At 37.1% G+C, this 25453-nt stretch carries 29 protein-coding genes and 1 rRNA gene; 1 reads left to right on the top strand and 29 read right to left on the bottom strand.

Going from position 1 to position 25453, the window contains the following annotated elements; translation table 11 throughout:
* Positions 1 to 257: 257 nt before the first annotated feature.
* From GD441_RS15005 to metG, 17 genes are all read right to left on the bottom strand, one after another.
* Positions 258 to 488, bottom strand: a complete 231-nt coding sequence (locus GD441_RS15005) for an anti-sigma-F factor Fin (protein WP_153127244.1) — start codon at positions 486 to 488, stop codon at positions 258 to 260.
* Positions 489 to 707: 219 nt separating this feature from the next.
* Positions 708 to 1271 carry an aminoacyl-tRNA hydrolase gene (pth, locus tag GD441_RS15000; RefSeq protein WP_153127243.1) on the bottom strand — a complete coding sequence of 188 codons (564 nt, stop codon included), beginning with the start codon at positions 1269 to 1271 and terminating at the stop codon, positions 708 to 710.
* A 196-nt stretch (positions 1272 to 1467) separates the two neighbouring features.
* On the bottom strand, positions 1468 to 2121 hold the full coding sequence (locus GD441_RS14995) for a 50S ribosomal protein L25/general stress protein Ctc (RefSeq protein WP_153127242.1): 654 nt from the start codon (positions 2119 to 2121) through the stop codon (positions 1468 to 1470).
* A 151-nt stretch (positions 2122 to 2272) separates the two neighbouring features.
* The gene (locus tag GD441_RS14990) at positions 2273 to 3226 is read right to left on the bottom strand and encodes a ribose-phosphate diphosphokinase (protein WP_153127241.1); all 954 of its coding nucleotides are present in this window, start codon (positions 3224 to 3226) and stop codon (positions 2273 to 2275) included.
* Positions 3227 to 3242: 16 nt separating this feature from the next.
* The gene (gene glmU / locus GD441_RS14985; protein ID WP_153127240.1) at positions 3243 to 4616 is read right to left on the bottom strand and encodes a bifunctional UDP-N-acetylglucosamine diphosphorylase/glucosamine-1-phosphate N-acetyltransferase GlmU; all 1374 of its coding nucleotides are present in this window, start codon (positions 4614 to 4616) and stop codon (positions 3243 to 3245) included.
* Positions 4617 to 4884: 268 nt separating this feature from the next.
* On the bottom strand, positions 4885 to 5187 hold the full coding sequence (gene spoVG, locus GD441_RS14980; protein WP_153127239.1) for a septation regulator SpoVG: 303 nt from the start codon (positions 5185 to 5187) through the stop codon (positions 4885 to 4887).
* Between the two features lie 235 nt (positions 5188 to 5422).
* Positions 5423 to 5797 (bottom strand): 2-iminobutanoate/2-iminopropanoate deaminase, encoded by a 375-nt coding sequence (gene ridA / locus GD441_RS14975; protein WP_153127238.1) that lies wholly within the window; start codon positions 5795 to 5797, stop codon positions 5423 to 5425.
* A gap of 12 nt (positions 5798 to 5809) precedes the next feature.
* Positions 5810 to 6646 carry a pur operon repressor gene (gene purR / locus GD441_RS14970; RefSeq protein ID WP_153127237.1) on the bottom strand — a complete coding sequence of 279 codons (837 nt, stop codon included), beginning with the start codon at positions 6644 to 6646 and terminating at the stop codon, positions 5810 to 5812.
* 58 nt (positions 6647 to 6704) lie between these two features.
* Complete coding sequence (gene ispE / locus GD441_RS14965) at positions 6705 to 7583, bottom strand: 4-(cytidine 5'-diphospho)-2-C-methyl-D-erythritol kinase (RefSeq protein ID WP_191992203.1); 879 nt, start codon at positions 7581 to 7583, stop codon at positions 6705 to 6707.
* A 238-nt stretch (positions 7584 to 7821) separates the two neighbouring features.
* Positions 7822 to 7998 (bottom strand): small, acid-soluble spore protein, alpha/beta type, encoded by a 177-nt coding sequence (locus GD441_RS14960; protein ID WP_153127235.1) that lies wholly within the window; start codon positions 7996 to 7998, stop codon positions 7822 to 7824.
* Positions 7999 to 8109: 111 nt separating this feature from the next.
* Positions 8110 to 8379 (bottom strand): biofilm formation stimulator Veg, encoded by a 270-nt coding sequence (veg, locus tag GD441_RS14955; protein ID WP_153127234.1) that lies wholly within the window; start codon positions 8377 to 8379, stop codon positions 8110 to 8112.
* Between the two features lie 281 nt (positions 8380 to 8660).
* On the bottom strand, positions 8661 to 9548 hold the full coding sequence (gene yabG / locus GD441_RS14950; RefSeq protein WP_153127233.1) for a sporulation peptidase YabG: 888 nt from the start codon (positions 9546 to 9548) through the stop codon (positions 8661 to 8663).
* 254 nt (positions 9549 to 9802) lie between these two features.
* Positions 9803 to 10684 carry a 16S rRNA (adenine(1518)-N(6)/adenine(1519)-N(6))-dimethyltransferase RsmA gene (gene rsmA, locus GD441_RS14945; protein WP_153127232.1) on the bottom strand — a complete coding sequence of 294 codons (882 nt, stop codon included), beginning with the start codon at positions 10682 to 10684 and terminating at the stop codon, positions 9803 to 9805.
* On the bottom strand, positions 10677 to 11237 hold the full coding sequence (gene rnmV, locus GD441_RS14940) for a ribonuclease M5 (protein WP_153127231.1): 561 nt from the start codon (positions 11235 to 11237) through the stop codon (positions 10677 to 10679). The genes rsmA and rnmV overlap by 8 nt, the downstream gene beginning before the upstream one ends.
* Before the next feature lie 345 nt (positions 11238 to 11582).
* Entirely contained in the window at positions 11583 to 12833 is a 1251-nt protein-coding gene (locus GD441_RS14935) for a ubiquitin-like domain-containing protein (protein WP_338091719.1), read from the bottom strand.
* 169 nt (positions 12834 to 13002) lie between these two features.
* The gene (locus GD441_RS14930) at positions 13003 to 13770 is read right to left on the bottom strand and encodes a TatD family hydrolase (RefSeq protein WP_153127230.1); all 768 of its coding nucleotides are present in this window, start codon (positions 13768 to 13770) and stop codon (positions 13003 to 13005) included.
* Positions 13771 to 14223: 453 nt separating this feature from the next.
* Positions 14224 to 16185 (bottom strand): methionine--tRNA ligase, encoded by a 1962-nt coding sequence (gene metG / locus GD441_RS14925; protein WP_225434255.1) that lies wholly within the window; start codon positions 16183 to 16185, stop codon positions 14224 to 14226.
* Positions 16186 to 16982: 797 nt separating this feature from the next.
* Here metG and GD441_RS14920 point away from each other — a divergent pair.
* The gene (locus GD441_RS14920) at positions 16983 to 17267 is read left to right on the top strand and encodes an AbrB/MazE/SpoVT family DNA-binding domain-containing protein (RefSeq protein WP_153127228.1); all 285 of its coding nucleotides are present in this window, start codon (positions 16983 to 16985) and stop codon (positions 17265 to 17267) included.
* 98 nt (positions 17268 to 17365) lie between these two features.
* Here the strand turns inward: GD441_RS14920 and rsmI are convergent, their stop codons facing one another.
* From rsmI to rrf, 12 genes are all read right to left on the bottom strand, one after another.
* Positions 17366 to 18244 carry a 16S rRNA (cytidine(1402)-2'-O)-methyltransferase gene (gene rsmI / locus GD441_RS14915; RefSeq protein ID WP_153127245.1) on the bottom strand — a complete coding sequence of 293 codons (879 nt, stop codon included), beginning with the start codon at positions 18242 to 18244 and terminating at the stop codon, positions 17366 to 17368.
* On the bottom strand, positions 18219 to 18509 hold the full coding sequence (locus tag GD441_RS14910; RefSeq protein ID WP_153127227.1) for a GIY-YIG nuclease family protein: 291 nt from the start codon (positions 18507 to 18509) through the stop codon (positions 18219 to 18221). The genes rsmI and GD441_RS14910 overlap by 26 nt, the downstream gene beginning before the upstream one ends.
* Before the next feature lie 15 nt (positions 18510 to 18524).
* Positions 18525 to 19265, bottom strand: a complete 741-nt coding sequence (locus GD441_RS14905) for a tRNA1(Val) (adenine(37)-N6)-methyltransferase (protein WP_153127226.1) — start codon at positions 19263 to 19265, stop codon at positions 18525 to 18527.
* Positions 19266 to 19416: 151 nt separating this feature from the next.
* On the bottom strand, positions 19417 to 19785 hold the full coding sequence (yabA, locus tag GD441_RS14900; RefSeq protein ID WP_153127225.1) for a DNA replication initiation control protein YabA: 369 nt from the start codon (positions 19783 to 19785) through the stop codon (positions 19417 to 19419).
* A 12-nt stretch (positions 19786 to 19797) separates the two neighbouring features.
* Positions 19798 to 20628, bottom strand: a complete 831-nt coding sequence (ricT, locus tag GD441_RS14895) for a competence/sporulation regulator complex protein RicT (protein ID WP_153127224.1) — start codon at positions 20626 to 20628, stop codon at positions 19798 to 19800.
* Complete coding sequence (holB, locus tag GD441_RS14890) at positions 20621 to 21628, bottom strand: DNA polymerase III subunit delta' (RefSeq protein ID WP_153127223.1); 1008 nt, start codon at positions 21626 to 21628, stop codon at positions 20621 to 20623. The genes ricT and holB overlap by 8 nt, the downstream gene beginning before the upstream one ends.
* Positions 21629 to 21642: 14 nt before the next feature.
* On the bottom strand, positions 21643 to 22083 hold the full coding sequence (locus tag GD441_RS14885; protein WP_153127222.1) for a YaaR family protein: 441 nt from the start codon (positions 22081 to 22083) through the stop codon (positions 21643 to 21645).
* A 25-nt stretch (positions 22084 to 22108) separates the two neighbouring features.
* Positions 22109 to 22438 carry a cyclic-di-AMP receptor gene (locus GD441_RS14880; protein ID WP_153127221.1) on the bottom strand — a complete coding sequence of 110 codons (330 nt, stop codon included), beginning with the start codon at positions 22436 to 22438 and terminating at the stop codon, positions 22109 to 22111.
* Positions 22439 to 22528: 90 nt separating this feature from the next.
* A complete protein-coding gene (gene tmk / locus GD441_RS14875; RefSeq protein ID WP_153127220.1) occupies positions 22529 to 23161 on the bottom strand; it encodes a dTMP kinase in 633 nt (210 codons plus the stop codon).
* An 82-nt stretch (positions 23162 to 23243) separates the two neighbouring features.
* A complete protein-coding gene (locus GD441_RS14870; protein ID WP_153127219.1) occupies positions 23244 to 24674 on the bottom strand; it encodes an aminotransferase class I/II-fold pyridoxal phosphate-dependent enzyme in 1431 nt (476 codons plus the stop codon).
* A gap of 103 nt (positions 24675 to 24777) precedes the next feature.
* Positions 24778 to 24975 carry a sigma factor G inhibitor Gin gene (locus GD441_RS14865; protein ID WP_153127218.1) on the bottom strand — a complete coding sequence of 66 codons (198 nt, stop codon included), beginning with the start codon at positions 24973 to 24975 and terminating at the stop codon, positions 24778 to 24780.
* 292 nt (positions 24976 to 25267) lie between these two features.
* Positions 25268 to 25383 (bottom strand): 5S ribosomal RNA (rrf, locus tag GD441_RS14860).
* Positions 25384 to 25453: the final 70 nt, after the last annotated feature.

The following is a 25453-nucleotide window of genomic DNA, read 5'->3' as shown; positions in this document are numbered from 1 at the left end:
TTTGTTCCCTTCGCCCTTGATGGCCGTATCGCAACCTTTTTCGACTGTTTGTCAAGAGCGATTGCGGACTTGGCTATTCCTGAAATCCTGGCGGAGATGCCTAGAACTAGTTTTTCATAGAACTTTTGACACTACCCTTTATTTTCCTATCCATTCCTTCAGATCTATTCACAACTTTCAAATATTTTAACTCCTCTATACAATTGGAATAATGAAACGGAAAAATGCTTTGGACTTAAAATCCAAAGCTTTAGTTATTATTGTATTAAATAATCTATATTATGAAAATCGGGATTGCGATGCAAGGCTTCATGGCAATCATGGCATATCGACTTGACATGAATATCACCTGTAGATTGATAGCTAATCATTTCTTGTCTTTCTTCTTCATTTAAAAGGTGAAATCCAAGCTGTTCGGATCCAATCATCTTTTCATCTATGGTACCCAGACTCATTCCGCAATGCCTGCAGAAGTAATGGAGAGCCATTTTAAAACCCCCTCTAGCATTTGTCCCGCAATTAACATCTTAGATGAAGAAATGTTCATTGCGTGTACATTCAACTAACTCTTAGCGGTTAAAGAATCATACCACTACAAATTGTAGTTTCACTTTAATGCTAGTATAGGCTTGAATACCATTATTTTATTCACAGCAGAATGGATCTATTTTTAAAAAAGAACTATTGATTGATCGATTGAAAAATATTTAATTTGCATTATGCTTATTCATAACTTGTAAAAATGGTGTATCAATCCAATCCTCGCAAGCCTCTGTACATTTTTCCATCACTTTTTTCATTTCTGCCCATTCTTCTTCACTAAATCTGCCCAATACATAGTTTGTAATAGCCATAGGAACAGTAGGTCTTCCAATACCTATTCGAATACGGTTAAAATTTTGGGTCCGTAGATGAGCAATTGTACTCTTTATGCCATTATGTCCGCCTGCACTCCCTTTTTGTCGCAAACGAATTTTCCCAACAGGTAAATCTAGATCATCATAAAGGACAACTAAATTGTCAACTTCTTCTTTATAATACTCGAGAACCGCTCCAATGCTTTCACCAGATAAGTTCATATATGTTAAGGGTTTTAATAAAAGAACTTTTTCACCTTTTACATGACCGATCCCATAGATTCCTTTGTGCTTAGCTTGATCTAAAGGAATACCCCATTTTTCAGACAATGCATCAATGACTTCAAACCCAATGTTATGTCTGGTTTTTTCATACTGCTTACCAGGGTTTCCTAGCCCAATAAAAATTTTCATCTTTCACACTCCATACAATCCCACGATTATTAAATTCCCCAAGCTTAAATAAAATCCTCTGTTTATTAAGTAAATATTATTTTAGACATAAACCAATCATTTAAGCAAATAGAAAAAATAGATCATTTTGTATCTTTACAATGCAACACCCATTATAAAAAGCGCAACCATATTTCAGTTACGCTTCAAAAAATGATTACTCTTCTTTAGCTTCGGACGCTGCAGAAGCTTCTGTTTCACGTCCTTCTTCATTTTCCGGTACGCCACCTTCTTGTTCCTCACCTGTGTTGATTTCTTCTTCTTGTTTTGGAGGCAGAACGGAGGCAATCGTTTCAGAGTCTTCATGATTAATCGTTATGCTATATTGATCTCGAATATCACCAATCGTTATCGTATCACCCACTTGCAGGTCTGTAACATCGATCTCAATGGCTTCAGGAATTTCTTTTGGTTTGGCTGTTACAGATACTTCGTGAAGAGATTGTTGAAGAACCCCTCCGTCTTTAACACCAGCTGAATTCCCAACAAGCGTTACACGAACCTCTGCGTCTATTTCAGCAGATAAATCTACAATAAAAAAGTCTACATGTACAATTTCATTTTTCAGTGGATCCATTTGATAATCTTTCAACATTACATTTTCTTGTTTTCCCTCTACCTCAAGACTAATAATGCCGTTTCTACCCACTTCGCGAATTGTTTTCAATAACTCTAAACGATCTACAGATATCGCTACACTTCCTTTTTTTCCACCATATAAGACTGCAGGGATATACCCCTTATCTCTTAAACCACTTAGAGTGGATCGTTTAAATTCCTTTCTTTCTTCTGCAAGTAGTGCACTACTCATAATATAACACCTTCCTACCATATAAATTGGAATTTCTACATATTATAAAAAGTGCCCTATTTTTCATAAGTCTAAACATGGATAAAAAGATTCGTTATCTATATCGAAAAATGAAAATAAGACCTGTCCTACACGGACAGGTCTTTTACTATTAATCAAATAAAGTACTTACAGATTGCTCTTCGTGAACGCGGATAATAGCTTCACTAATTAATGGAGCAACTGATAGCTCGATAATTTTATCAATTTTCTTTTCTTCTGGTAACGCAATAGTGTTTGTTACAACAAGCTCTTTAATTTTGGAATTTTGAATTCTTTCAATCGCTGGACCGGAAAGAACAGGGTGTGTACAGCATGCATACACTTCCTTCGCACCGTTTTCAACTAATGCATTGGCAGCTAGTGTAATTGTCCCTGCTGTATCAATAATATCATCGATCAATATCGCAGTTTTCCCTTCGATGTTACCCACAATATTCATGACTTCAGCCACATTTGGTCTAGGGCGACGTTTGTCAATGATTGCAATTGGAGCCTTTAGACGGTCAGCCATTTTGCGGGCACGCGTCACACCACCGTGGTCAGGAGAAACAATAACGATATCATTTAAATTCTTACCTCGGAAATAATCTGCTAGAATCGGTACTCCCATCAGGTGATCGATTAGAATATCAAAGAAGCCTTGAATTTGTGGTGCATGCAAGTCAAGTGTTATTACACGAGTAGCTCCTGCTGTTTCTAATAGATTAGCAACAAGCTTTGCTGTGATTGGTTCGCGAGCACGAGCTTTACGATCTTGACGTGCATAGCCGTAGTATGGCATTACGATATTAATCGTTTTTGCGGAAGCGCGTTTTAGAGCATCAATCATGATTAAAAGCTCCATTAAGTTTTCATTAACAGGCTGGCTTGTAGATTGAATAACGAAAACATCACATCCACGGATACTTTCTTCAATATTAATTTGGATTTCTCCATCACTAAAACGTGAAACCGAGCATTTTCCTAGCTCGACCCCAATTATTTTCGCAATTTCTTCAGCTAATCCTTTGTTAGAGTTTAGTGAGAAAACTTTTAAATTAGGGTCTAAATACTGATTCGACATGATGAACCTCCACTGGTTATTTATTTATATTTAATTTTTTTACATAATCCTCTTTATTTACTTGGCGTGCCCTTGCAATAGAAAGAGACTGTGCCGGAACATCCTCAGTAATCGTTGAACCTGCAGCAATATATGCACCCTCGCCAATTGTAACCGGTGCTACTAGATTCGAGTTGCAGCCAACAAATACACCATCCCCAATTTTGGTAAGATGCTTATTTTTCCCATCATAGTTGACAGTAATGGACCCGCATCCAAGATTTACATTGCTGCCTACTTCAGCATCTCCGATATAACTTAAGTGAGACGCTTTGCTTCCTTTTCCAAATATAGATTTCTTAACTTCCACAAAATTACCAATTTTTACTTCATCGGCAATTTGGGATTGTGGTCGGATATGAGCAAAAGGACCAATTGTTACATCAGTACCAATTTCACTGTCATGTGCGACTGATTGTCGAATAACAGTTCGATCTCCAATTGTGCAATTTTTTATCTCACTGTTCGGACCAATTACTGCTTCTGCGCCAATTTTACTTCCCATGCCAATTGTTGTACCTGGATAAATGACTGTATCCTGCCCAATTTCTACATCTGTCTCAATATACGTATGTTCAGGATCAACTAAAGTAACTCCGTTTCTCATATGATACTCATTTATACGGCTTCTCATAATTTTTTCAGCCTGAGATAGTGCAACACGGTCATTAACACCCAGCGTTTCCTCAAAATCTTCCGTTTGATAGGCTGTTACAATTTCGCCCTGAGATTTAAGAATTTCAATAACATCAGGAAGGTAATATTCTCCTTGAGCATTATCGTTTGAAACCTTTTTTAGAGCCGAGAATAGCGCTTCATTATCAAAACAATATGTTCCTGTATTAATTTCTTTCACTTTCTTTTCTTCGTCTGTAGCATCTTTATGCTCGACAATTTTCTCGACGAACCCTTCAGCATTTCGGATGATTCTTCCATAACCAGTGGGGTCTTCTACCGTAGCAGTAAGCACAGATGCTTTTGCACCTTGAGTCTCATGTTGCTTTAAAAGCGCTTCCATCGTTTCAGCCTTAATTAGTGGAGTATCTCCACAAACCACAAGAGTCGTACCTTTTTTAGAAGCTAAATGCGCTTCTGCCTGCATGACAGCGTGGGCAGTCCCTAACTGCTCTTCTTGTAAAGCATATAAACTGGATGATCCAAGTTGAGCTTTTACTTTTTCTGCACCATGGCCAATAATCGTAACGATTTCTTCTATATGAAGTTTTGAAACTTGGTCAATAACATGCTGTACCATTGGCTTGCCACAAACAGGATGCAATACTTTATAAAGCTTGGACTTCATTCGAGTTCCCTTTCCAGCAGCCAATATTACTGCATAGCGATTATTCATAATACGCCTCCGTTTACCTTTTTATCCATAGTAAAATATATCTTAAATAATGATGGTTTTCAAGGTAACTAAGAAATGTACCTATTTTTTCATCTAGATATAGTAGAAATTAATAACAGAAATGGGAATAGGGCTTTTTAGGAGGAGTGATCGAGGCGTTTTTCCTGAGGAGAAATAAACATCGAAATGTCAGGATATAAATATAACCTAGAAAAAAGAGCCTTACTATGAAGCAGGCTCCTGTTGTGAATGATATCATTTTGTCGAATTAGGAAGCTCCCGCTTCTTCTAATTCTACTTCTTCTAATCCTTCTAACTCTCCAAGACGATGGTATTCTGCTAACACAGCATCTTGAATTTTTCCGCGAGTCGAGGAGTTGATTGGATGTGCAATATCACGAAATTCTCCATCTGGAGTTCGCTTGCTAGGCATAGCTACAAAAAGTCCATTATTGCCATCAATTACACGAATATCATGAACTACAAATTCATTATCTAATGTAATAGATGCAATCGCTCTCATTCTGCCATCCGTATTTACGCGGCGTAATCTTACGTCAGTTACTTCCATTTATGTTCACCACCTTTTTCCTAAATAAAGACTTGGATAGATTATTCAACATCGATCTTTCATAATCCTTCTTTATAAGTAAATTTTTTTCAAAAAATTAAGTTAAATTTGTGAACATTTGGAATTTTTATAAATAAGTATGAATAGAGAGTAACTAAAGTCATTTTCCGAACATAGTAAAAGAAGCCGTACGAGACGTTATCTTTACGAGTCGTACGGCTTCTTTTATATTGATTTATTTCACTAATGCAACTACTTCAATTTCAACTAATGCATCCTTTGGAAGTCTTGAAACTTCTACGCATGAACGTGCTGGCTTGTGAGTAGAAAAATATTGTCCATAAACCTCATTTACTGAAGCAAAATCATCCATGTTTTTAATAAAAACAGTGGCTTTTACAACCGTATCAAAAGATGCTCCCGCTTCTTTTAATACTGCTTCAAGATTTTTGAAAACCTGGTGGGTTTGAGCCGTGATATCTCCTGTTACCATTTGACCATTTGCTGTTAAAGGAATTTGTCCTGAGCTGTAAAACATATTGTTTACGATAATCCCTTGAGAATATGGACCGATCGCAGCAGGTGCGTCATTCGTATGAATAGCTTTCATTTTTACATCCTCCTAATATAAAGCGTTGATCGCCTTTTCAAAATAATTGCCTGCACTTACATGAATTTTTTTCTCTTTTACATCTACTTCCGAAAGCTTTAAAAGAGAGATATAATCATCTACCAAACGCTCTTCCGTTTCTTCTGATTCAATTAACACCGCAATGCCAGAAACCGTTGCATCAAATTCATCAAGTAAACTAATCATCCCATTAATGGTTCCGCCAGCCTTCATAAAATCATCCACTACAAGCACCTTTGAACCCACTGCTAAACTACGCTTAGATAAAAGCATTGTCTGAATTCGCTTAGAAGACCCCGAAATATAATTAATACTTACGGTTGGACCTTCGGTGACTTTATTATCTCTTCTTACAATAACAACCGGTACGTTCAAATGATTAGCTACAGCATAAGCAATAGGAATCCCTTTTGTCGCCATTGTCATGACGACATCTATTTCCCTTTCTGCATAAGCTGAAGCAATAAGACGTCCAACCTTGTTTACAAACTGAGGGTCACCTAAAATATCCGTCATATACAAATAGCCGCCAGGGAGCAATCTTTCCGGCTTTTCCATAATTCCGCACATTTCATCAATAAACTTTTCGGCTTCTTCTTTTTTTATACTGACAATATATCGAACTCCGCCTGCAGCACCTGGCACCGTTACAAGTGTTCCAATTCCACGCTGCTCAAAGGTTTCTTTAATGATTGTTAAGTCTTCACTAATAGATGATTTAGCTGATCCGTACCTATCAGCAAAAAAAGTGAGAGGTACGAGCTGACCGGGGTTTTCTAATAAATAATGAGTCATATCCACAAGCCGTTCGCTTCGACGAAATTTCAAGGGTAATACCTCCTAAAACCCGAATATTATTAAAATTATCTTACAGGAATATACGGCTTTATTCAAGGTAATTTCTTTCACCTAACAATCGAACGGCATAAACCTGATCACAAAAACCGCGTAGTCCATTATAAACCCGATTCATTCTTGAATCATGTTCAATCAATCCAAACACAGTCGGCCCGCTTCCGCTCATTAAAACAGCATCTGATCCAAATTTCTTCATTTGCATTTTAATATGTTTAACTTCAGGGTAAAGAGAGAGAGTAACACTCTCTAATACGTTTCCAACATTTTGGCAAACCTTTTCGTAATTATTTTGCTCAATTGCCTCGACCATCTTTCGTATATTAGGATGTTCGACATTTGAGAGATTCAAGCGTTTATAAACTTCTGCAGTCGAAACACCAATAGTTGGCTTAGCGAGTACAACCCAACAGCTTGGCGGTACAGGAAGATGCGTTATTTTCTCACCTCTTCCTTTGGCCAAAGCCGTTCCACCATACACGCAAAAAGAAACATCTGAACCTATTTCCGCACCTATTTCAGCTAGCTCGTCCATTGATAAACCAAGCTTCCAAAGTTTATTCAGACCTCTTAAAGTAGCTGCGGCATCACTGCTGCCACCTGCTAATCCTGCAGCCACAGGAATGTTTTTTTCTATAGCAATAGCTACACCCTGCTTTATATCATAACGTTTTTTTAAAAGATCTGCGGCTTGATAGGCTAAGTTTCGACTATCATCCGGAACATAGCGATTATGTGAAAGGATTTTAATTTCATCATCTTTTAATTCACTCAGTTCTATTCGGTCAGCTAAGTCTACAGTTGTCATGACCATTTCAACTTCATGAAAATGATCTGGGCGCTTAAAGAGCACATCTAATGCAAGATTAATCTTTGCGGGTGCTTTCTCCATAAGCTTCAATCTATCCACCTACTTTACGTTCTTAAAAGTCCTTGTCCTATTTTACCATATCTGTTTATTTTCTAAAGCGTTTTTCAATGGCTTCTCCATGAATTATATGGATGATAAGTACGATAAAATATGTAGGAGATCAAGCATAATTCAAAATAAGATATGATAAAGAGGGTGTCCAAAAAGCAAAGCTTTAGGGAAACCCTCCTTTTGTCATCGGCATGTTCAATTAAGTCGCTGTATATCTGCAAAACGATTACTTTTTTTCTAAAAGCTGTTGCTGTGCCAATTGAATGGCTCTTTTCACCATATTTCCAGCATCACGGGCCGTTATTCCGCCCCAGCCTTCTTTTTGGACAACCTCGTAAAAGCCCAGCTCCTTAGCAAGTTCTTCCTTGAACCTTTCAGACATGACGCCTCTTCTTCTGCCCAAAGTAACAACTCCTTCCGCATGCCAAGACAATCTTAGTTTGCATCAAAAAATATCATTCATGAATACCTACATTAGACATTTTTACCAAAATAAAAAGCAGTAAACAAATGTTTACTGCCCACTTAAAGCCACGTTTCCTGCTGTTTCATCAAAGAAGGTTAATTGTACAGTTTCTGTAAGTACATCCGCATAGCTGTAGGAGACTCTTTCAAATGCATTTTCATCCTGGTCAAGCTCAATTACGAACACAGATGGATAGGTTTCCGCCAATGTTCCTAAACGCTCAACCGTTTTTCTTCTTCCACCGTTCGCTTTTAGAAGCAGCCTTTTTCCTAAGTTAGAATCAAGGGCTTTCTTAATATCAGCTAAAGTTTTTGGCATGATCGGTCCACCTCACTAAGTGTAGTATATCACAAATACGAATGATCCGTCAAATAAAATATTAAATTATATCAGCACATAAAATTGTTTGTCAATGGTTTTTCGCCGCAAATTTTACCATGCATACAACATTTTTTATCGTATCCAATTAACCAAAAATTATGTAATGAATAGCCATGCTACTTTTAACGGATCTCTCCTTTAAAATAAAGCTGATCCTAAGTATCTTGCTCCCGCCTGCAGTTGCTAAAGGGTAACTGACTCTTTGTTTTGGATCAGCCTCATTCTTCCTCATCTTGTGGTATTTTGTTGTAAGGCATACCTGTACGTAAAACCCCTTTTGTTTCAATACCCCCTAATCCTTTTTCACCTGTCAGAGTATTCCTAATAACATCCCATACATGAATCCTTTCCATAAAAGGAGTAAAGCTGATTTTTGCAACGATATAAACAGGGTCCAAAGCGTGTATGTTTACTCTTGCAGGAGAGCTTGCGAAATTGGCTCCAGCTTGAATGAGTGATTCGAAATGAGATTGACATGCACCAGCGAAAATCACAAGCTGATCTAGATGTGGAATCTTTTTTCTTGCCTCTCTTACCGCTTGAACAAATTGCTTGGAATGGCGATATGCTTGAATGTCCATCATTTTCCCTTTTGCTTTCGAATACGCGTCATGACCAGTGATGACTAAAATATCCGGACGATAACGATCTATAAAATACCCTATTTTTAAAGGCATTTCATTTTCATTACAATAAATACCTTGGACTGGGATGCCTATTTTCTCATACATATCCATACATTTTTGCAAATAGGAGGGATCGCCGTCTAAATGCAGCACTTTACCTGGCATTTGAAAAAAATCCCCACTGTGCCGATATCCCTTGCTTGTTTCATAATTTCTCTTTTGCTTCAAAACCTCAAAGTCCTGAGCAAACAGCTTTAGAGACTGTTCAATAAGCTCTTCATTCTTATGTTTTATTTCATTTCTAACATCCGAGTTCACATGCATTAGATCATGAAAAGGTGCGTCTGCGATTAAACGTAAATCCTCACCAAATAAAACAGCCATTTTCGTTCCATTTACTTCTTTTATATCAATAACCCGAAAAAGAACATCACATTGATAAGATATTCTTCCTACAATATCATTTATTTGAATGCTCATGGTCTTCACCTCTTGACAGTTCGGTTTAATCTGTCAAATTTCTTCTCTTTTTAACCTATGCAATGAAAAGATAATATGTGCCTAATGATAAGGAGATGAAACAGACTAAACACTTCCGTAATAAAATTTGGTTCTTTTCGCATAGATTGTTGTTTTAGACTATATGGTGATAGATCCATATTCTTGAACATAAAAAGGGCCATCCAAAAGCCGAAAATTCGTCTTATTGGACAGCCCCTTAATCCTTTCCTCTATTAATTTTTAAATTCGTCAAACAGCTCATCGCTAAGTTTTGCAAATTCTTCAATCGAAAGAGTTTCTCCTCTTCTTTGCGGATCAATTCCTGCACGTTCAATTGCGGCAATTATTTCATTCTTTTTCTCTTTACCATTCGGTAACTGGCTTGTTAAATTATTTTGCAGCGTTTTTCTTCGTTGAGCAAAACTCGCTCTTGTAACAGTAAAGAAAAATTCCTCATCCTTTACAGAAACAAGAGGCTTGTCTCTTTTCGTTAATCGAATAACAGCTGAATCAACATTTGGTTGCGGCATAAATACTGTCTTCGGGACAATCATGACTGTTTCAGCTTTTGTATAATATTGTACAGCGATCGATAAAGAACCGTAATCCTTTGTCCCTGGCTTTGCAGAAATCCTATCTCCCACCTCTTTTTGAAGCATGACAACCATCCCTCTAATTGGCAGCTGCTCTTCTAATAGTTTCATAATGATCGGAGTTGTCACATAATATGGTAAGTTGGCTACTACCATTAAATCCTCAGTGTCTTGGAACTCTTGTTTAATGGTTTCAGCAACATTTGCCTTTAATACATCTGAATGGATGACCTTTACGTTATCATATGGAGAAAGTGTATCCTCTAAAATTGGCAACAATCTTTGATCAATTTCAAATGCGACCACTTTTTTACTATATTTTGCCAGCTGTTCTGTCAAAGCACCGATGCCCGGACCGATTTCAATGGCACCACTTTCTTTTGTCAGACCGGCAAATTCAACAATTCTTCTTAAGATATTCGTATCAATTAAAAAATTCTGTCCTAAACTCTTTTTAAAAGAAAATCCGTACTTTTCTAAAATGGCTTTCGTCCTAACCGGGGTTGCTATATCTTTATGCATTCTGCTCCTCCTGCTCAATTTCAAACATCGCCTTCAAAAATGCTTCACGTGTAATCTGGAACATGTTAAGTCTTTTATATAATTGCTTTCCATTGGTATATCCAATTTTTAATTTTAATCCTAACTTCTCTCTTTTTGTTTTAGATCCTGGTCCACCAATTAACCCAGCATCTAAAAGATCCTGTTGAGAAATTTCTTCGATATATGCCTCTTTTATAAATTGTGCTTCTTTTAATGCTTCTCTGATCGCTTCAGGGCTAGCATGCTCCACTCCAATCCCTTTACCGGATTTTGGCTTAGCCAGTTTCTTCGGAAGAAAAGCATGTCTGCATCCTGGCACATTTGAAGAAACAATATGACGAATTCTTTCTCCAGGATAGTCGGGATCCGTAAAAATAATAACGCCTCTTTTTTCTTGAGCCAGTTTTATTTGTTCAATCACAGAAGCGTTTACTGCAGACCCATTCGTCTCGATGGTGTCTGCATCTAATGCTCTTTTAATTGCAACCGTATCATCTTTTCCTTCAACAACAATGATTTCTTTTATTTTCATTTTCTCCTCCAAAAATTGAAACCTTTTAAGAGTGGAGTTCGTCATATTTATAAATGATTTACAACCTATTATACCCTTTTTAGAAACAAAAAGCAGAGGATTCATCATCCTCCGCCTTAGTTTGTTGACAAAGTAAATTTCAAGCACATTCAGACTGATTGAAAACGCTTGTCAGTCAAGGAACGAACCCGTGCGAGGAGCGGAGTTACCCTAAATGGTAATGAGCACCGAAGTAGGGTTCGTGACGATGAATGCGAGCGTTTATCAACAGTCTGAAGCAGAGGATTCATCATCCTCCGCTCTAACCATTAAAATCATATATAAATTCTAGTTTCTTGTACAGAACTAATTTAAAATGCGAATTTTGACTTTACGTACTCCCCATTTATAAGCCTGTGATTTTGTAGAAAAAAATACATCAACCTTATTTCCGCGAACAGACGAACCAGTATCCGCAGCGATTGCATAACCGTAGCCTTCTACATATACTTTTGATCCCAGTGGAATAATCCTTGGATCAACAGCAATGATTTTCGCTCCTGGATTATTTCTTAAATTAAACCCTGTCGCCGTGATTCCAGAACAGCCATTACAACTAGCAGTATATGCTGTAGAACTTACCCAAAGCTCTCTTCCACTGGAGTTTGCTGATGGATCGCTTCCTCTGGATACATGAGCTACAAGATTTTTTGTACCGACTGCAATTACTTGATCCTGTTTTTCACGAATGAGCTTTTCAAATAAAAGCGTTCTTTTCACTTCTTTTCCGTTTTCTTTAATTACTACAAACTGTTTAGACTTTAAGCCTTTTTTCCCTTCTGTAACAATCTTTTCTTTCCCTTTTGGAAGATTGCTGTCCTTTTTTGAAATAACTGCGAAGTTAATTGGTTCTTCCACTACATCGGTGACTTTTTCTACTCTCACAATTTTTACAGTGCCCTTTTCCTTTACCTGGTCATTTAAACCTGGCTCAACTCGGTCTAGTTCATTCAGAATAATTCCTTGTTGCTTTAAAAAGTCAGCGACCGTAGTCGAAGTTGACCAAACCTGATTTGCCTTTGTACCGTCCACTAAATGGAGAAGAAATGCTTTTTCAAAGGCCACTTTCATTTTGCTTTGAAGCGCAGTATCCAAGGATGGGGAAACTTTGTCCTCATTTTTAACTTCCAGCTTATATTCCTTTAACAGTTCACCTACAGTACCTGCTGTAGTCCAAACGTTCTTAGTTTTCCCATTAAGGGTCAGCGTTACTTGTCTTGCAGGTGTCCAAACAACTTCTAGATCATCTTTAACCTTTGTGTTACTCGAGGGATACAAATAGTCTTTAGCTGATACCTCAATCTTCAAATCTTTCAATAGATCCTGGACTGTAGAGGCATGCGTTTTGACTACTTTTTCTTGACCATCTATCGTCAGAGCAACGGTTTTTTTTGTTCCGTGATAGAACATCGTTCCCATAGTCACCGCTAAAACTGTGAAACTAGTAAGAATAATGGTCAATCTCTTTTTGCTAAAAGACTTGGAAAACAGGTCTCTCATGCTAAAAATCGCGATGTAAAACTCCCCCTTCCTATCGATGAAAAATAGAATTGTCAAAAATAAACCCTTCTCTCTCAAACGTACATCCTATTATGAATAGATTCTTGTAATTTGAAAAGGGAGACTTGTCGACATGGTCATCCTATGTTTCAAAAAAGAATTGTAGAACTTTTTAGAAACAAGTTTTTTTCAGACAAGCCTCCTTGAGATTCGACATCATCCTCTATCAATTTATGCCGAATAATTTTTTTGCATTTCGTGTTGTAATTTCCGCAACCTCTTCATATGTCACATTTTTTATTTCTGCAATTTGCTCAGCTACTAATTTCACGTAGCTAGGTTCATTTCTCTTTCCTCGATATGGATGTGGTGCAAGATACGGGCAATCTGTTTCAATTAATAGTTTTTCCAACGGGATTTCTGCTGCTACTTCTTTCGGCTTTTTAGCGTTTTTAAACGTTACCGGTCCACCTAAAGATATGTAAAAATTCATGTCTACACATCTTTTAGCTGTTTCCGGACTACCGCTGAAGCAATGCATAATTCCTCCAACTTCACTTGCTCCCTCTTCTTTCAAGATGTCTAGTATATCTTGTGTTGCATCTCTATTATGGATAATAATTGGCAGTTTTACTTTCTTAGCCAAATGAATTTGCTTTCGAAATACCTCCTTTTGAATATCTTTTGGAGATTTGTCCCAATAATAATCAAGACCCATCTCCCCTAAAGCTACGACTTTCGGATGTGCAGCTAACTCTTCAATCCACGCTAGATCTTCATCCGTCATATCTATTGCATCAACAGGATGCCATCCTACACTGGCATAGATGAAATCATATTCTTCTACAAGCTCCATAGCTTTTTTTATTGTGGGTCTATCAAAACCCACTACAACAATATTTGAGACACCAGCATCTTTAGCTCTTTCAATCACCTCTTTCAGATCTTCTTCAAACTGTTCTGCATTCAAATGGGCATGAGTATCAAAAAGCATGTATTTCTTCCTTTCTAGCACCTAGTTTATTAAGAAAAATGAAATTCATGTTTCACAATTTGGTAACAAATATATTACAAAAACTGTATATAAAATGTCCGTCATTCTCTTTATCCTAATTGTTACTATTCTACATGTGAAAAATTTCTTTGCAAACAATCAAGCTTATTTATTATTTAACAAAAATATATGATCCTCATTTTTTGCAGAGTTTAATTTGTCTACAATATTTATGATCTTTTTCCATTCAGTACTTATAGTATTCGATGTTTTTCTAAAAAATAAAGGAAGGTTCCACGTGAAACCTTCCACAAATTAATGACAACAATTTCTTATTTCCTGTCATGATTACTCGACTTCGCTGCTCGATTCTTCGATTAACAAGTATGCTTAAATAATTTCCTATGGAGAGAGAAAAGTTTTTTATGAAACCTTCTTCCCTATATTAGTATTTTATTTTACTTTTGCTCCGTTTGGAATAGAAGGATCAATTGTTGCAACAGATAGCTTTCCATCCACACTTCCTGCAAGGATCATACCTTGAGAAAGCTCGCCTCTAAGCTTAACTGGCTTCAAGTTTGTAACACAAATTACTTTTTTCCCTATCAATTCTTCTGGCTTGTAATATTGAGCAATACCAGAAACAACTTGTCGCTTTTCATAACCTAAATCAAGCTGAAGCTTTAATAACTTATCTGCCTTTTTAACCTGTTCAGCTTGCAGTACTTCAGCAACTCTTAATTCTACTTTCGTAAAATCGTCGATTGTGATTTCATTTACCTCTGGAACATCTGCTTCTTGCTTTTCTTTATCTTCTTTTGTCTCAGTAGAAGTACCCTGCATTTTCTGTTTAATAAATTCTATTTCTGCTTGTAAATCTAAGCGAGGGAAAATCGGGTCGCCTTTCACTACTTTAGTACCTGCTGGAATGATTCCAAACTTTTCAAGACTATCCCAATTTGTCAGCTCTTCACGGTCAATATTTAATTGTGAAAAGATCTTCTTCGGTGTAGTTGTCATAAACGGCTGAAGAAGGATCGCAATGATTCGTAAAGATTCAGCTAAATGGTTCATAACACTGGCAAGCTCATCGCGTTTTGCTTCATCTTTTGCCAATGCCCATGGCTGCGTTTCATCAATGAATTTATTCGTTCTACTAATCAACTGCCAAACAGTTGTTAAAGCAACGGAGAATTCCATTTTATCCATAGCTTCTTCGTATTTTTGAACCGTATCCTTGTTCATTTCAAGAAGCTGCTGTTCAAAATCAGTATTCGATCCATTATAAGTTGGGATTACGCCTTCGAAATACTTCTCAATCATTGCTACTGTACGATTCAACAAATTTCCTAAGTCATTGGCCAAGTCAAAATTAATTCTTTCCACAAATCCTTCAGGCGTAAAAACCCCATCCGCTCCAAAAGGCACTTCACGAAGTAAATAATAACGTAAAGCATCTAAACCGTAACGGTCAATTAATGTCACAGGGTCTACTACATTTCCTTTAGACTTAGACATCTTACCGTCCTTCATCAAAAGCCAGCCATGAGCGAATACTTTCTTAGGAAGTGGAAGATCTAAAGCCATCAATATAATCGGCCAATAAATTGTGTGGAAGCGAACAATTTCCTTCCCCATTAAATGAACATCAGCTGGCCAATATGTTTTATATTTTTCATCATTATCTGATCCATATCCAAGGGCTGTGATGTAGTTAGTAAGTGCATCAATCCATACATAAATGACATGCTTCGGATCTCCAGGTACTTTAATGCCCCAATCAAATGTCGTACGAGATACTGCTAAATCCTCTAAACCAGGTTTAATGAAATTATTGATCATTTCATTTTTTCTGGATTCAGGCTGAATGAACTCTGGATTTTCTTCGTAATAAGCAAGTAAACGATCCACGTATTTACTTACCTTGAAGAAATACGATTCTTCTTTTACCTTCTCTACAGGTCTGCCACAATCTGGACAGTTGCCATCTACAAGCTGGCGCTCAGTGAAGAAAGATTCACATGGAGTACAATACCAACCTTCGTATTGATCTAAGTAGATATCTCCTTGATCTAGAAGCTGTTTAAAGATTTTTTCTACAACTGTTTTATGTCTTTCTTCTGTCGTACGGATAAAGTCATCATAGGAAATATCTAACTTTTTCCACAATTCCTTAATTCCATCAACGATACCATCGACATATTGCTGTGGCGTCACACCTGCTTCAGCCGCTTTTCTTTCAATCTTTTGTCCATGCTCATCCGTACCAGTCAAATACATGACGTCAAAGCCTCTCAAGCGCTTATATCGCGCCATAGCATCCCCAGCAACCGTTGTATAGGCATGCCCTATATGTAAATTTCCACTTGGATAATAAATAGGTGTCGTAATATAAAACGTCTTTTTTTGATCCACCTTTTCTTCCTCCTTTGCCTCTTTTTTTTGTAGTCTATGAAAAGTGTCTGCAACCTTAGCACACCAGTACCTATGATAGGCATACGATAAGCCCTTTTCCAAGCAAAAGCTCCCGTCAAATGGACGAGAGCTTTTCATGAAAAATAAAAAGCAAGCACCTAATAGACTCGACCATTCTCTTTACATTATATCAAGAAAACTGTCGAATATATCAAGCATTACATGACTTATTCTCCATTTATCATGCAGCTTTTCACTTTTCAAAGTAATCACGATCAGTAATCTTTTAACAATCCATCTCTATTTACTCATCATTACCTTATTTAACTGTAAAATATACATGAAATCATGTGGATTGTATCTTTCTGCCTACTATCATTCATTAATCAGGTACCATACCTTCATCGGATAACATTAGGATTATTTCCTCGGCTACCTTAAAAAATAACATAAATATAATTATGTCGATTTCTCTTTTTATTATTCGACAAACCTATTTTAATTCGTGACTTTTTTGTCGATATATGTCGAAAAATACATATCCCCTTTTTTGTAAAATATGAGCTAGGTAACACTTTTTACTTTCCACTTTAAAGTACAATCAATTTAAAACATTGTTATATAAGGTTTTTCAATTTCCTTAATTTACTAATTTGGGATAAAAATAAAATCATTGACGTATTTGGGAATGGCTGGTATTATTAAATCATCATAGAACTTTGTCGAATCATGACGAATAATAATTAAAAAAATATAAAATAATCGAGTATATTTATTTATGAGAGGGGAAAATACACATGAAATCTACAGGTATTGTTCGTAAAGTTGATGAATTAGGACGTGTCGTGATCCCAATTGAGCTTCGTCGTACACTGGGAATTGGAGAAAAAGATGCTTTAGAAATCTATGTAGATGATGAGCGCATTATTTTAAAGAAATATAAGCCAAACATGACTTGCCAAATCACTGGAGAAGTTTCTGACGATAACATTTCTTTTGCTGGTGGTAAGCTTGTTCTTAGCCGTGAAGGCGCTGAGATTCTTCTAAAAGAAATCCAAGAAAACTTACAAGCTGCAAAATAAAAAAACTCCCTGTTGGGGCAAAATGGGAAAGGAGCAAAAACTCCTTTCCCATTTTATTAAAATCAAAACGGCGGAAAAACCACCGTCACATGATTAGATTATTCCTCAATATGATAAGCGTGGTATACATCACGCTTGTTCATTCCGCGATCTTTCGCCGTCTGTTTGATCGCTTCCTTGCTATTACAGGATTTTTCTTCAATATAATAATTGACATGTTCCACTATACTAAGTTCTTGCCACCATTCAATCTCAGTAGCAGCTAGATCTTCTTTTGCCCCCTCTACAATAATACAAAACTCACCTCTAATTTCTGACTGTTCTGCCCACGAAATAACATCCGTGAGACTGCCTCTAATAAACTCCTCAAATTTTTTTGTAAGCTCCCTACATAGTACGATTTGACGATTTCCTAGGACTTGCTCCATATTTTTTAACGTATCCTTTAAACGATGAGGAGATTCATACAAAATGAAAGTAGCCTTCAGTCGTTTTAACTCTTCCAGCTCTTTTTTTCTATCCTTTGCATTGCGATCAAGAAATCCATAGAAATAAAAGGGTTGAGGTGCCAAGCCAGAAGCAATAAGAGCTGTTAAAGCTGCGTTTGCCCCCGGTAGAGGAATGACTGTAATTTTCTCTTGAAGTGCTTCCTGCACAAGTTCAATACCCGGATCAGAAATGGTTGGCATGCCTGCGTCGCTAACTAGAGCCACAACCTGTCCCTCACGCAATCGATCCATAATTTTTTTGCCACTTACTTGTTTATTATGTTCATGATAGCTAACGATTGGTGTTTCAATCTCATAATAATGGCAAAGCTTCTTCGTATTTCTCGTATCTTCTGCGGCAATTACGTCCGCTTCCTTTAAAATTCGGATGGCCCGGAAGCTCATATCCTCCAAATTCCCAATCGGTGTGGGAACTAGATATAGAGCGCCTTCCTGTCCTTCATTAGCAAAACTCTTTTGCTGCCAAATCAAAAGTGATACACTCCTTTTTCGCGATAATGGCTTCCTTTTTTCTTCTTGGAAGCTGTTTAAATGCAAATTCTGCACGCATGGCAGCCTCTTTCGTTGTAAATTCAAGCTGAAATACTAGTGTAACAGGAGTTCTGCCCCGTGTATATTTTGCCCCTTTTCCTTCATTGTGCATTCTTAAACGCTTCTCTAAACAATTTGTATAACCGGCATACAAGGTACCGTCATTACATTTTAATACATAAAAGTAGTGAACGTTCTCCATACCATACTCCAATATTTACACCTTATCGCCATATAACAGCTGCTTTGCTTCTTGTGTATACTCATTATGTTCATCGTACACGATAAATGGCGGTAGAATTTTTAAATCCGGACTTCCATCTTTTATTCCTTCTATAAGTAGCGTATTGGCCTCTTTCCCGCTTTTTGGGTAAACAAACTGAATCCTTTTCGGCTCAAGTCGATAAGATCTCATTAAAGTTAAGATATCCATTAGCCTACCTGGTCTATGAACAAACGCTGCTTTTCCACCTTGCTTTAGAAGCTGACTGCTGACTCGGATTACATCCTCGAGAGTGCACATGATTTCATGCCGAGCAATAGCCAAATGCTCATTACGATTGATTTCTTCTTGAGAAGTCGTTGGAAAATAAGGGGGATTGCACGTTACAACATCATATTTGGCATATCCAATTTGTTTAGGGATTTCTTTAATATCACCATGAATCATTTGAAGCTGATGAGACAATTTATTGTACTCAATGCTTCTAACTGCCATATCAAATAATCTTTCTTGAATCTCAATCCCTATTATTGTTCCTTTTGTTCTCGTGCTGAGTAGCAATGGAATAACCCCATTACCTGAACAAAGATCCACAAGTTGTCCCTTCTGAATAGGCACTTGAACAAACCGTGACAATAATACTGCATCTAAAGAAAAAGAAAACACAGACGGGCTTTGGATAATCCGCAAATCCTCTGCTAATAAATAATCTAATCTTTCATCACCTTGAAGCATGTTCGAATTCTGCACCTCTCAAATCTATTTAAGGAATTCATCATATTTTATCCAAAGAGCTGTGGCTTGAAGCATGAAAGTGCTATTCATTCAAATAGTTAAACATTTCTTATTAAGACAAAAAGCCCTCCAGCTAACGGAAGGCTTTTATTTATTTTTTATTTAAAAAGGACAGACAGAATAAGCAATCGCCATCTTTTCTTGGGCTTCCAAAATGAAGGTTACATATATGAAAGCCTTCTTGATAAAGACGGGCTAGATTATCATATCCTTCTCCGATATCAAAACCTTTTTCATCTTTTGCGTTTTGGCGGTTCTTCGTCTTTTTGCCTTTTTCAGCCTGTTTTGACGGAGAAACTTGATCTAGCCTTCTTCGCAAATGTTCATTTTCTATTTTTAACGTGTTATTCTCTTCTAAAATTTCTGCAAGATGCTGCTTTAGCTCCCCAAGTTGCTTGTATAAATGGCCGATTTGGGTTTCCATGCTGCTTACAGAATCAAAAATTTCTTTTTTATCCACGCCCTCACCACCTTAGTAATCTGTGGCTTGAATAGAAACGGCTCCCTCTTTTAGAATTTCTTCTAAAGTATACTCTAATACTCTATCCTGATCGACTAATTCCACTTGAAGTACTCGTTCTAGAATATTAAGCCCTACTACCTTGCCTGCTCCATTTGGAGTTTCAATCATATCCCCAAGATCAGGAAGCTGCTCTTTGGCAGTTTCATATTCATCATTTTCATATTTTAAACAGCACATTAATCTTCCACAGAGTCCGGAAATTTTGGTTGGATTCAATGAAAGATTTTGATCCTTCGCCATTTTTATAGATACAGGCTCAAAATCACCTAAATAGGTTGAACAGCAAAGCATTCTCCCACATGGTCCGATTCCGCCAAGCATCTTTGCCTCATCCCTTACACCAATTTGACGAAGTTCAATTCGTGTGCGGAATATAGCAGCCAAATCTTTCACTAATTCCCTAAAATCAACACGACCATCTGCTGTAAAATAGAAAATGACTTTATTGCGGTCGAACGTATACTCAACATCAACAAGCTTCATATCGAGCTGATGCTCACTAACCTTTTGAGAGCATATTTCATAAGCCTCTTTAGCAGCCGCTTTATTTTCTTCTACATTAAGCCTGTCCTTTGCATCAGCAATTCGAAGAACCTTTTTCAATGGCAGAACAACATCATTTTCATCTACCTGTTTCCGGGGAATCACAACTTTTCCATACTCCACGCCGCGAGCTGTCTCGACAATAACAAACTCGCCCTTTGGAATTTCTAGCTCCCCCGGGTCAAAGTAGTATATTTTTCCCGCTTTTTTAAAACGGACACCTACTACATCATACAAATGATGACCCCTCCTGAAGATTCATCACAAGCTGTTCCATAGCCAGCTGTGGATTTGTATTAGACATAAGACGTCGCTTTGTTTCAAGAATCGCTTCCATTTTTTCCGCAATCTTTCTTTGGGAAAGACGGAGAGCATTTTTTTCGAAATCTTGAATTTTATATTGGAATACGACCAAGTCCGGCTTGTCCAGCTGAATATATAATAAATCTTTATAAATAAGAAGTAATAAGTCTAAACCTCTGTCAAGCTGCTCCTTCTCTTTAAAATGACTGAACCATTCCTCTTGAAGATACAACAAGGCTTTAAGAGAATGGTGCCAGAGCACTTCATATAATTTTAACACTATTTTTTGAGCTTGTGCAAACCATTCATCAGAACTTATTTCTAATGCTTCTTCAAAATTATGGGTAAGGTGAGAGATGATAGATGCAGTTTGAGAATCTACGCTATGCTCTTCCAGCCTCTTTTTTAGATGCTCCGGTGAAAGTGGCTTAAAAGTAATGATTTGGCATCTTGATAAAATAGTAGGTAGGATCCGTTGCTGTTGTTCAGTAATAAGTAATGCGATTGTTCCTTCATGTGGCTCTTCTAAAAACTTTAACAAACTGTTGGCTGCTTGAACTGTCATTTTATCAGCATGCAATAGCATATAAATCTTCTTTTTAGATTCAACACCCTTTTTATTAAACTCTTCTTGTAAATGCTGAATTTGTTCTTTTTTAATAGATAAACCATCTGGCTCTATAACATGAACATCCGGATGATTACCATGATTGATTCTTCTGCAATTACTGCAAATATCACAAGGTTCTGTCCCGTTTAGAGGAGATTCACAAAATAACCGCTTAGCAAAAGCCAAAGAGATTTCTTTTTTCCCTGTACCACGTTCTCCTTCTAATAGATATGCGTGTGCAACCCGCCCTTTTTTCATGCTGTTTTCAAGCATGGTCATTACTTCAGGCTGCAGCTCTTTTAGCTCTCGCCAATTTTTAGCCATACAAGATCACTCGCTTAAGTATATAAATTAATGAGAAGACCTTTAATCTCTCCAATTTTTCCTAATATATTAATGGAATCTTTTTCTTTTTGCATAATTTCTTCTGTTAACTCTACTAACTTATGGTCAATGGTCTCTACCGTTTTCAGCTGTCTGCTTTGTCCAAAATGGTTCCAACTATGAGATTGCTTTAATTCCATACCAAAATTGACAGCTTCCCTAACGAATTTTTTTACTAGTGTTTTATATTTTGCCAAGTCTTTGAAGGTTCTAGAGCGAGCCAACCTCTCGCCAGCTCCTTCAATATCCATTAAAAGCTTGTTTAGAGCGTCATATTGTAATTTTTGATCCTGCTTTTGCACAAGCTCTTTAAAACGGTTATTTCCGATTGCCACCGTTTTTGGCTCTTTTGCGACCTGATCTAGCTTTACATGAAGCTCTTGATTAATTTTCATAAGCAGCCCCCATTAAGTGTACTTCCTAAAACTGATGAAACTGTTCGACAGGGAGAACAAAGACAGTAGCCCCCCCTACTTCCACTTCTACAGGATAAGGAATATAAGAGTCTGCATTACCTCCCATTGGTGAAACAGGTGCTACGAGTTGTTCCCTAGATTGACAGTTATCTTTTATGATTTGCAAAGCCTTTTCGACGCGAATGTCTTCCGTTCCGATTATAAACGTCGTATTTCCTGATTTTAAGAACCCACCTGTAGTAGCCAGCTTTGTAGCCCGAAAATTATGGTCTACCAGGGCATTTAATAAACGACTGCTGTCTTTATCTTGAACAACGGCAATAATTAATTTCAACTTTAGCACCTCCTATGATTTTGCAAAACTCTTTCGTCCTATCGGCTATATACACTTATTATAACAAACCTTACTGGAATAGAGCCGGAATCATTTTTTCACTTTTTCTATTATTTTTTCCTCAGCAATCCGAACAACCCTCTCAATTGGCAGAGAAGCATCAATAATAAAAAATCGATCTTTAAATTGTTCAATTACAATTTGATACCCTTCTCTCACTTTCTTATGAAATGAAAGTGTCTCCATATCCAGTCGATTTACTTCTCTAGAATTATTCGTGGAAATTCTTTTTAATCCTTCCTCTGGCTCAATATCAAAATATAGGGTCAATTCGGGCATGGTTTCCTCTATAGCAAATTCATTAATGGTCAAAACCTCTTTAATGCCAAGCCCCCTCGCATACCCTTGGTAGGCTAAAGAGCTATCGATAAACCGGTCACACAAAACAATATATCCTTTTTCCAATGCAGGTTTGACCTTTTCCACTAAATGCTGCCTTCTTGCTGCTGCATATAATAAGGCTTCTGTTCTGCCATCCATACTTGTATTGTCTTTATTTAAAATAACTTGGCGAATTTGTTCTGAAATCGATATCCCGCCAGGTTCTCTCGTTAATAATACTTTTAATCCTGATTGTGCAAGCTTTTCCCCGACCATTTGTAATACGGTTGTCTTTCCTGCACCATCAGGTCCTTCAAACGTTATAAAAATACCGCGTTCCATGTTCTTAAACCTCCGATGGATTACATGCTGTGATCAAGCATAACACAACACGCCATGTGAGTAGTATACAATATATGAACGATTATTCGAAAATGCAAATCTTTCTTTTTATTAAATTCTCTCCCCCATGAAAGCGGGCTTGCATGTCTAAGAGGAGATTTAAATAATAGATCGCTTCTTCGCTAATTTTTTCACCTTCCATAAGGAGCGGCACTCCTGGTGGATAGGGGATAATTGTCTCACCACATACCTTCCCACTGGCATCATCAAGTGATATAAGTTTCTTTTTCTTATCTCCCATTTCATGATAAGGAAGCTCCAACTTTGAAATTAAAATCGAATTGCTAATGAAAGCATGGTTATGTTTTTTTTGTTGTGGCAAATTTTTTACCGCCTGCTTAATCTTTATGAATGCTTCATCATAACGATATGGTTGATCTTTTTTTAGTAAAGGTAAAACGAGCAGGACATTATAAGGATCAGCCATCTCACAAAATATCCCCTCATTTTCTAATACCTCTTGGAGCTTATACCCGCTGCCTCTGTCTTTTGTCTGAAGCGTAATCTTTAAAGGATCTTGATTAGGTGAAAGCAATACCCTAATTTCTTTTAAACTCTTAAGTTTCTCTTTAAATTTTTGAATACAACGAATCGTAAAGTCCTTATCTTCGGCAGTGAAGTTTGCTATAAAATGCCTTGCAAGATCAAGTGAAACCATAATTGGATAGGAAGGACTACTTGATTGAAGCATGTGTAAATACCTTTCGATTTTGGTCTTGTTTACCCGACTGCTATTTATATGGAAAAAAGACCCCATTGTCATCGCAGGAAGTGTTTTATGCGCAGACTGAACGACAACGTCTGCACCCAATGATAATGCACTTTTTGGAAAAGGCTTTCCTAGAATAAAATGTGCTCCATGTGCTTCATCTACCAAAACCGGGATATCCTTTGAATGAGCTAGTTTTATTATTTCTTCTATGTTTGACGCGATCCCAAAATAATTGGGATATGTTAAAATGATCGCTTTCACATTCGGATACATGTTTAGAGCCATTGAAATGGTTTCTTTTGATAATCCATTCGCAACCTTCCACTCCTTGTTTACCTCAGGACTAATAAATACCGGCTGTAGCTTAGATAACATAAGGGCATGAATAACTGATTTATGACAATTTCTTTGGACTAATACAAGGTCACCTTCCTCGCAAGTTCCAAGGATCATCGCTAAATTTCCAACAGTAGAACCATTAACTAAGAAATAGCTTTTTTCTGTTTTATAGTAGCTTGAGAGGAGCTCTTGTGCTTCAAATATGGCTTCCTCAGGATTATGAAAATCATCCAATCCACTGATTTCAGTGACATCATATTGTAGGAAGCTTCGAAAATTAGAAAGGTTTTCTCCAAATAAGCACCCATTTTTATGACCTGGTACATGAAAGGAAATTGTATTTTTTTGAATATGTGTTTTCAGAGCTTCATAAAGCGGTGTTCTCTTTTGTGTTACATCCATTTTCTTCATCCTTCTGTTACATATAGGTAAGTTTAGTGTACCAGATTTTCTATAAAACTAATAAAATAGAACAAAAAATAGAGATTCTTCTAAAAGAATCCCTTTACGAAAAAATCTCTGGCTTTGTAACCTTCTTTAACTGGTCTAAGAAAAATTTATAGCGCGAATCACTTGTACTCGTTTGAATCATTTCCTTTTCGCACTCTTCACATATGAAAGATGTGTAAAGATGAATTCCGAAACGTTTCTTTTGTTCACACACAATGCATATTTCCCCAACCGAATTAGCTGCACTATTCATTTCTCCACCTCCATACCCTTATACTGTCCACAAATTGTAAAGTGTATACAGTTTTTCGAATCGTTTCTGATTTTGGGTAAATGGTTTACGCTTTACTATCCTATGTAGAATCCTTTTTTGAAGTGTATGTCTATATTGGCTTTAGTCAGATTTTTATTTGAGGTCAAGGCCTATCATTGAGAGTAACACAAGATAAAATATTTATTAATATTTATCGAAAATTTCTGAGATAACTCAAAAAGCACAAAGCTAAACACAAAAAAAGACCAGCTTTATTAGCTGATCTTCTCTTGCCCGGCAACGTCCTACTCTTGCAGGGGGAAACCCCCAACTACCATCGGCGCTGAAGAGCTTAACTTCCGTGTTCGGTATGGGAACGGGTGTGACCTCTTCGCCATCGTCACCGAGCCTACTTTATATTAAGGAATAATTCATTCCTTCAAAACTAGATAACAGAAGGTTTTTTTGCGCAAAACAC

Origin of the sequence: Peribacillus tepidiphilus (assembly GCF_009466385.1) — a bacterium.
GTDB classification, from domain to species: Bacteria; Bacillota; Bacilli; order Bacillales; family DSM-1321; genus Bacillus_BN; species Bacillus_BN tepidiphilus.
Note: the sequence above shows the minus strand (reverse complement) of the source record. Positions and strands in the feature narration are given on the sequence as shown.

Bases quoted from the DNA above. Each gene is read 5' to 3' on its own strand.
- GD441_RS15005 (WP_153127244.1), bottom strand. From the start codon at position 488: ATGGCTCTCCATTACTTCTGCAGGCATTGCGGAATGAGTCTGGGTACC.
- pth (WP_153127243.1), bottom strand. From the start codon at position 1,271: ATGAAAATTTTTATTGGGCTAGGAAACCCTGGTAAGCAGTATGAAAAA.
- GD441_RS14995 (WP_153127242.1), bottom strand. From the start codon at position 2,121: ATGAGTAGTGCACTACTTGCAGAAGAAAGAAAGGAATTTAAACGATCC.
- GD441_RS14990 (WP_153127241.1), bottom strand. From the start codon at position 3,226: ATGTCGAATCAGTATTTAGACCCTAATTTAAAAGTTTTCTCACTAAAC.
- glmU (WP_153127240.1), bottom strand. From the start codon at position 4,616: ATGAATAATCGCTATGCAGTAATATTGGCTGCTGGAAAGGGAACTCGA.
- spoVG (WP_153127239.1), bottom strand. From the start codon at position 5,187: ATGGAAGTAACTGACGTAAGATTACGCCGCGTAAATACGGATGGCAGA.
- ridA (WP_153127238.1), bottom strand. From the start codon at position 5,797: ATGAAAGCTATTCATACGAATGACGCACCTGCTGCGATCGGTCCATAT.
- veg (WP_153127234.1), bottom strand. From the start codon at position 8,379: ATGCCAAAAACTTTAGCTGATATTAAGAAAGCCCTTGATTCTAACTTA.
- yabG (WP_153127233.1), bottom strand. From the start codon at position 9,548: ATGAGCATTCAAATAAATGATATTGTAGGAAGAATATCTTATCAATGT.
- rsmA (WP_153127232.1), bottom strand. From the start codon at position 10,684: ATGCATAAAGATATAGCAACCCCGGTTAGGACGAAAGCCATTTTAGAA.
- rnmV (WP_153127231.1), bottom strand. From the start codon at position 11,237: ATGAAAATAAAAGAAATCATTGTTGTTGAAGGAAAAGATGATACGGTT.
- GD441_RS14930 (WP_153127230.1), bottom strand. From the start codon at position 13,770: ATGCTTTTTGATACTCATGCCCATTTGAATGCAGAACAGTTTGAAGAA.
- GD441_RS14920 (WP_153127228.1), top strand. From the start codon at position 16,983: ATGAAATCTACAGGTATTGTTCGTAAAGTTGATGAATTAGGACGTGTC.
- GD441_RS14910 (WP_153127227.1), bottom strand. From the start codon at position 18,509: ATGGAGAACGTTCACTACTTTTATGTATTAAAATGTAATGACGGTACC.
- GD441_RS14905 (WP_153127226.1), bottom strand. From the start codon at position 19,265: ATGCTTCAAGGTGATGAAAGATTAGATTATTTATTAGCAGAGGATTTG.
- holB (WP_153127223.1), bottom strand. From the start codon at position 21,628: ATGGCTAAAAATTGGCGAGAGCTAAAAGAGCTGCAGCCTGAAGTAATG.
- GD441_RS14885 (WP_153127222.1), bottom strand. From the start codon at position 22,083: ATGAAAATTAATCAAGAGCTTCATGTAAAGCTAGATCAGGTCGCAAAA.
- tmk (WP_153127220.1), bottom strand. From the start codon at position 23,161: ATGGAACGCGGTATTTTTATAACGTTTGAAGGACCTGATGGTGCAGGA.
- GD441_RS14870 (WP_153127219.1), bottom strand. From the start codon at position 24,674: ATGGATGTAACACAAAAGAGAACACCGCTTTATGAAGCTCTGAAAACA.
- GD441_RS14865 (WP_153127218.1), bottom strand. From the start codon at position 24,975: ATGAATAGTGCAGCTAATTCGGTTGGGGAAATATGCATTGTGTGTGAA.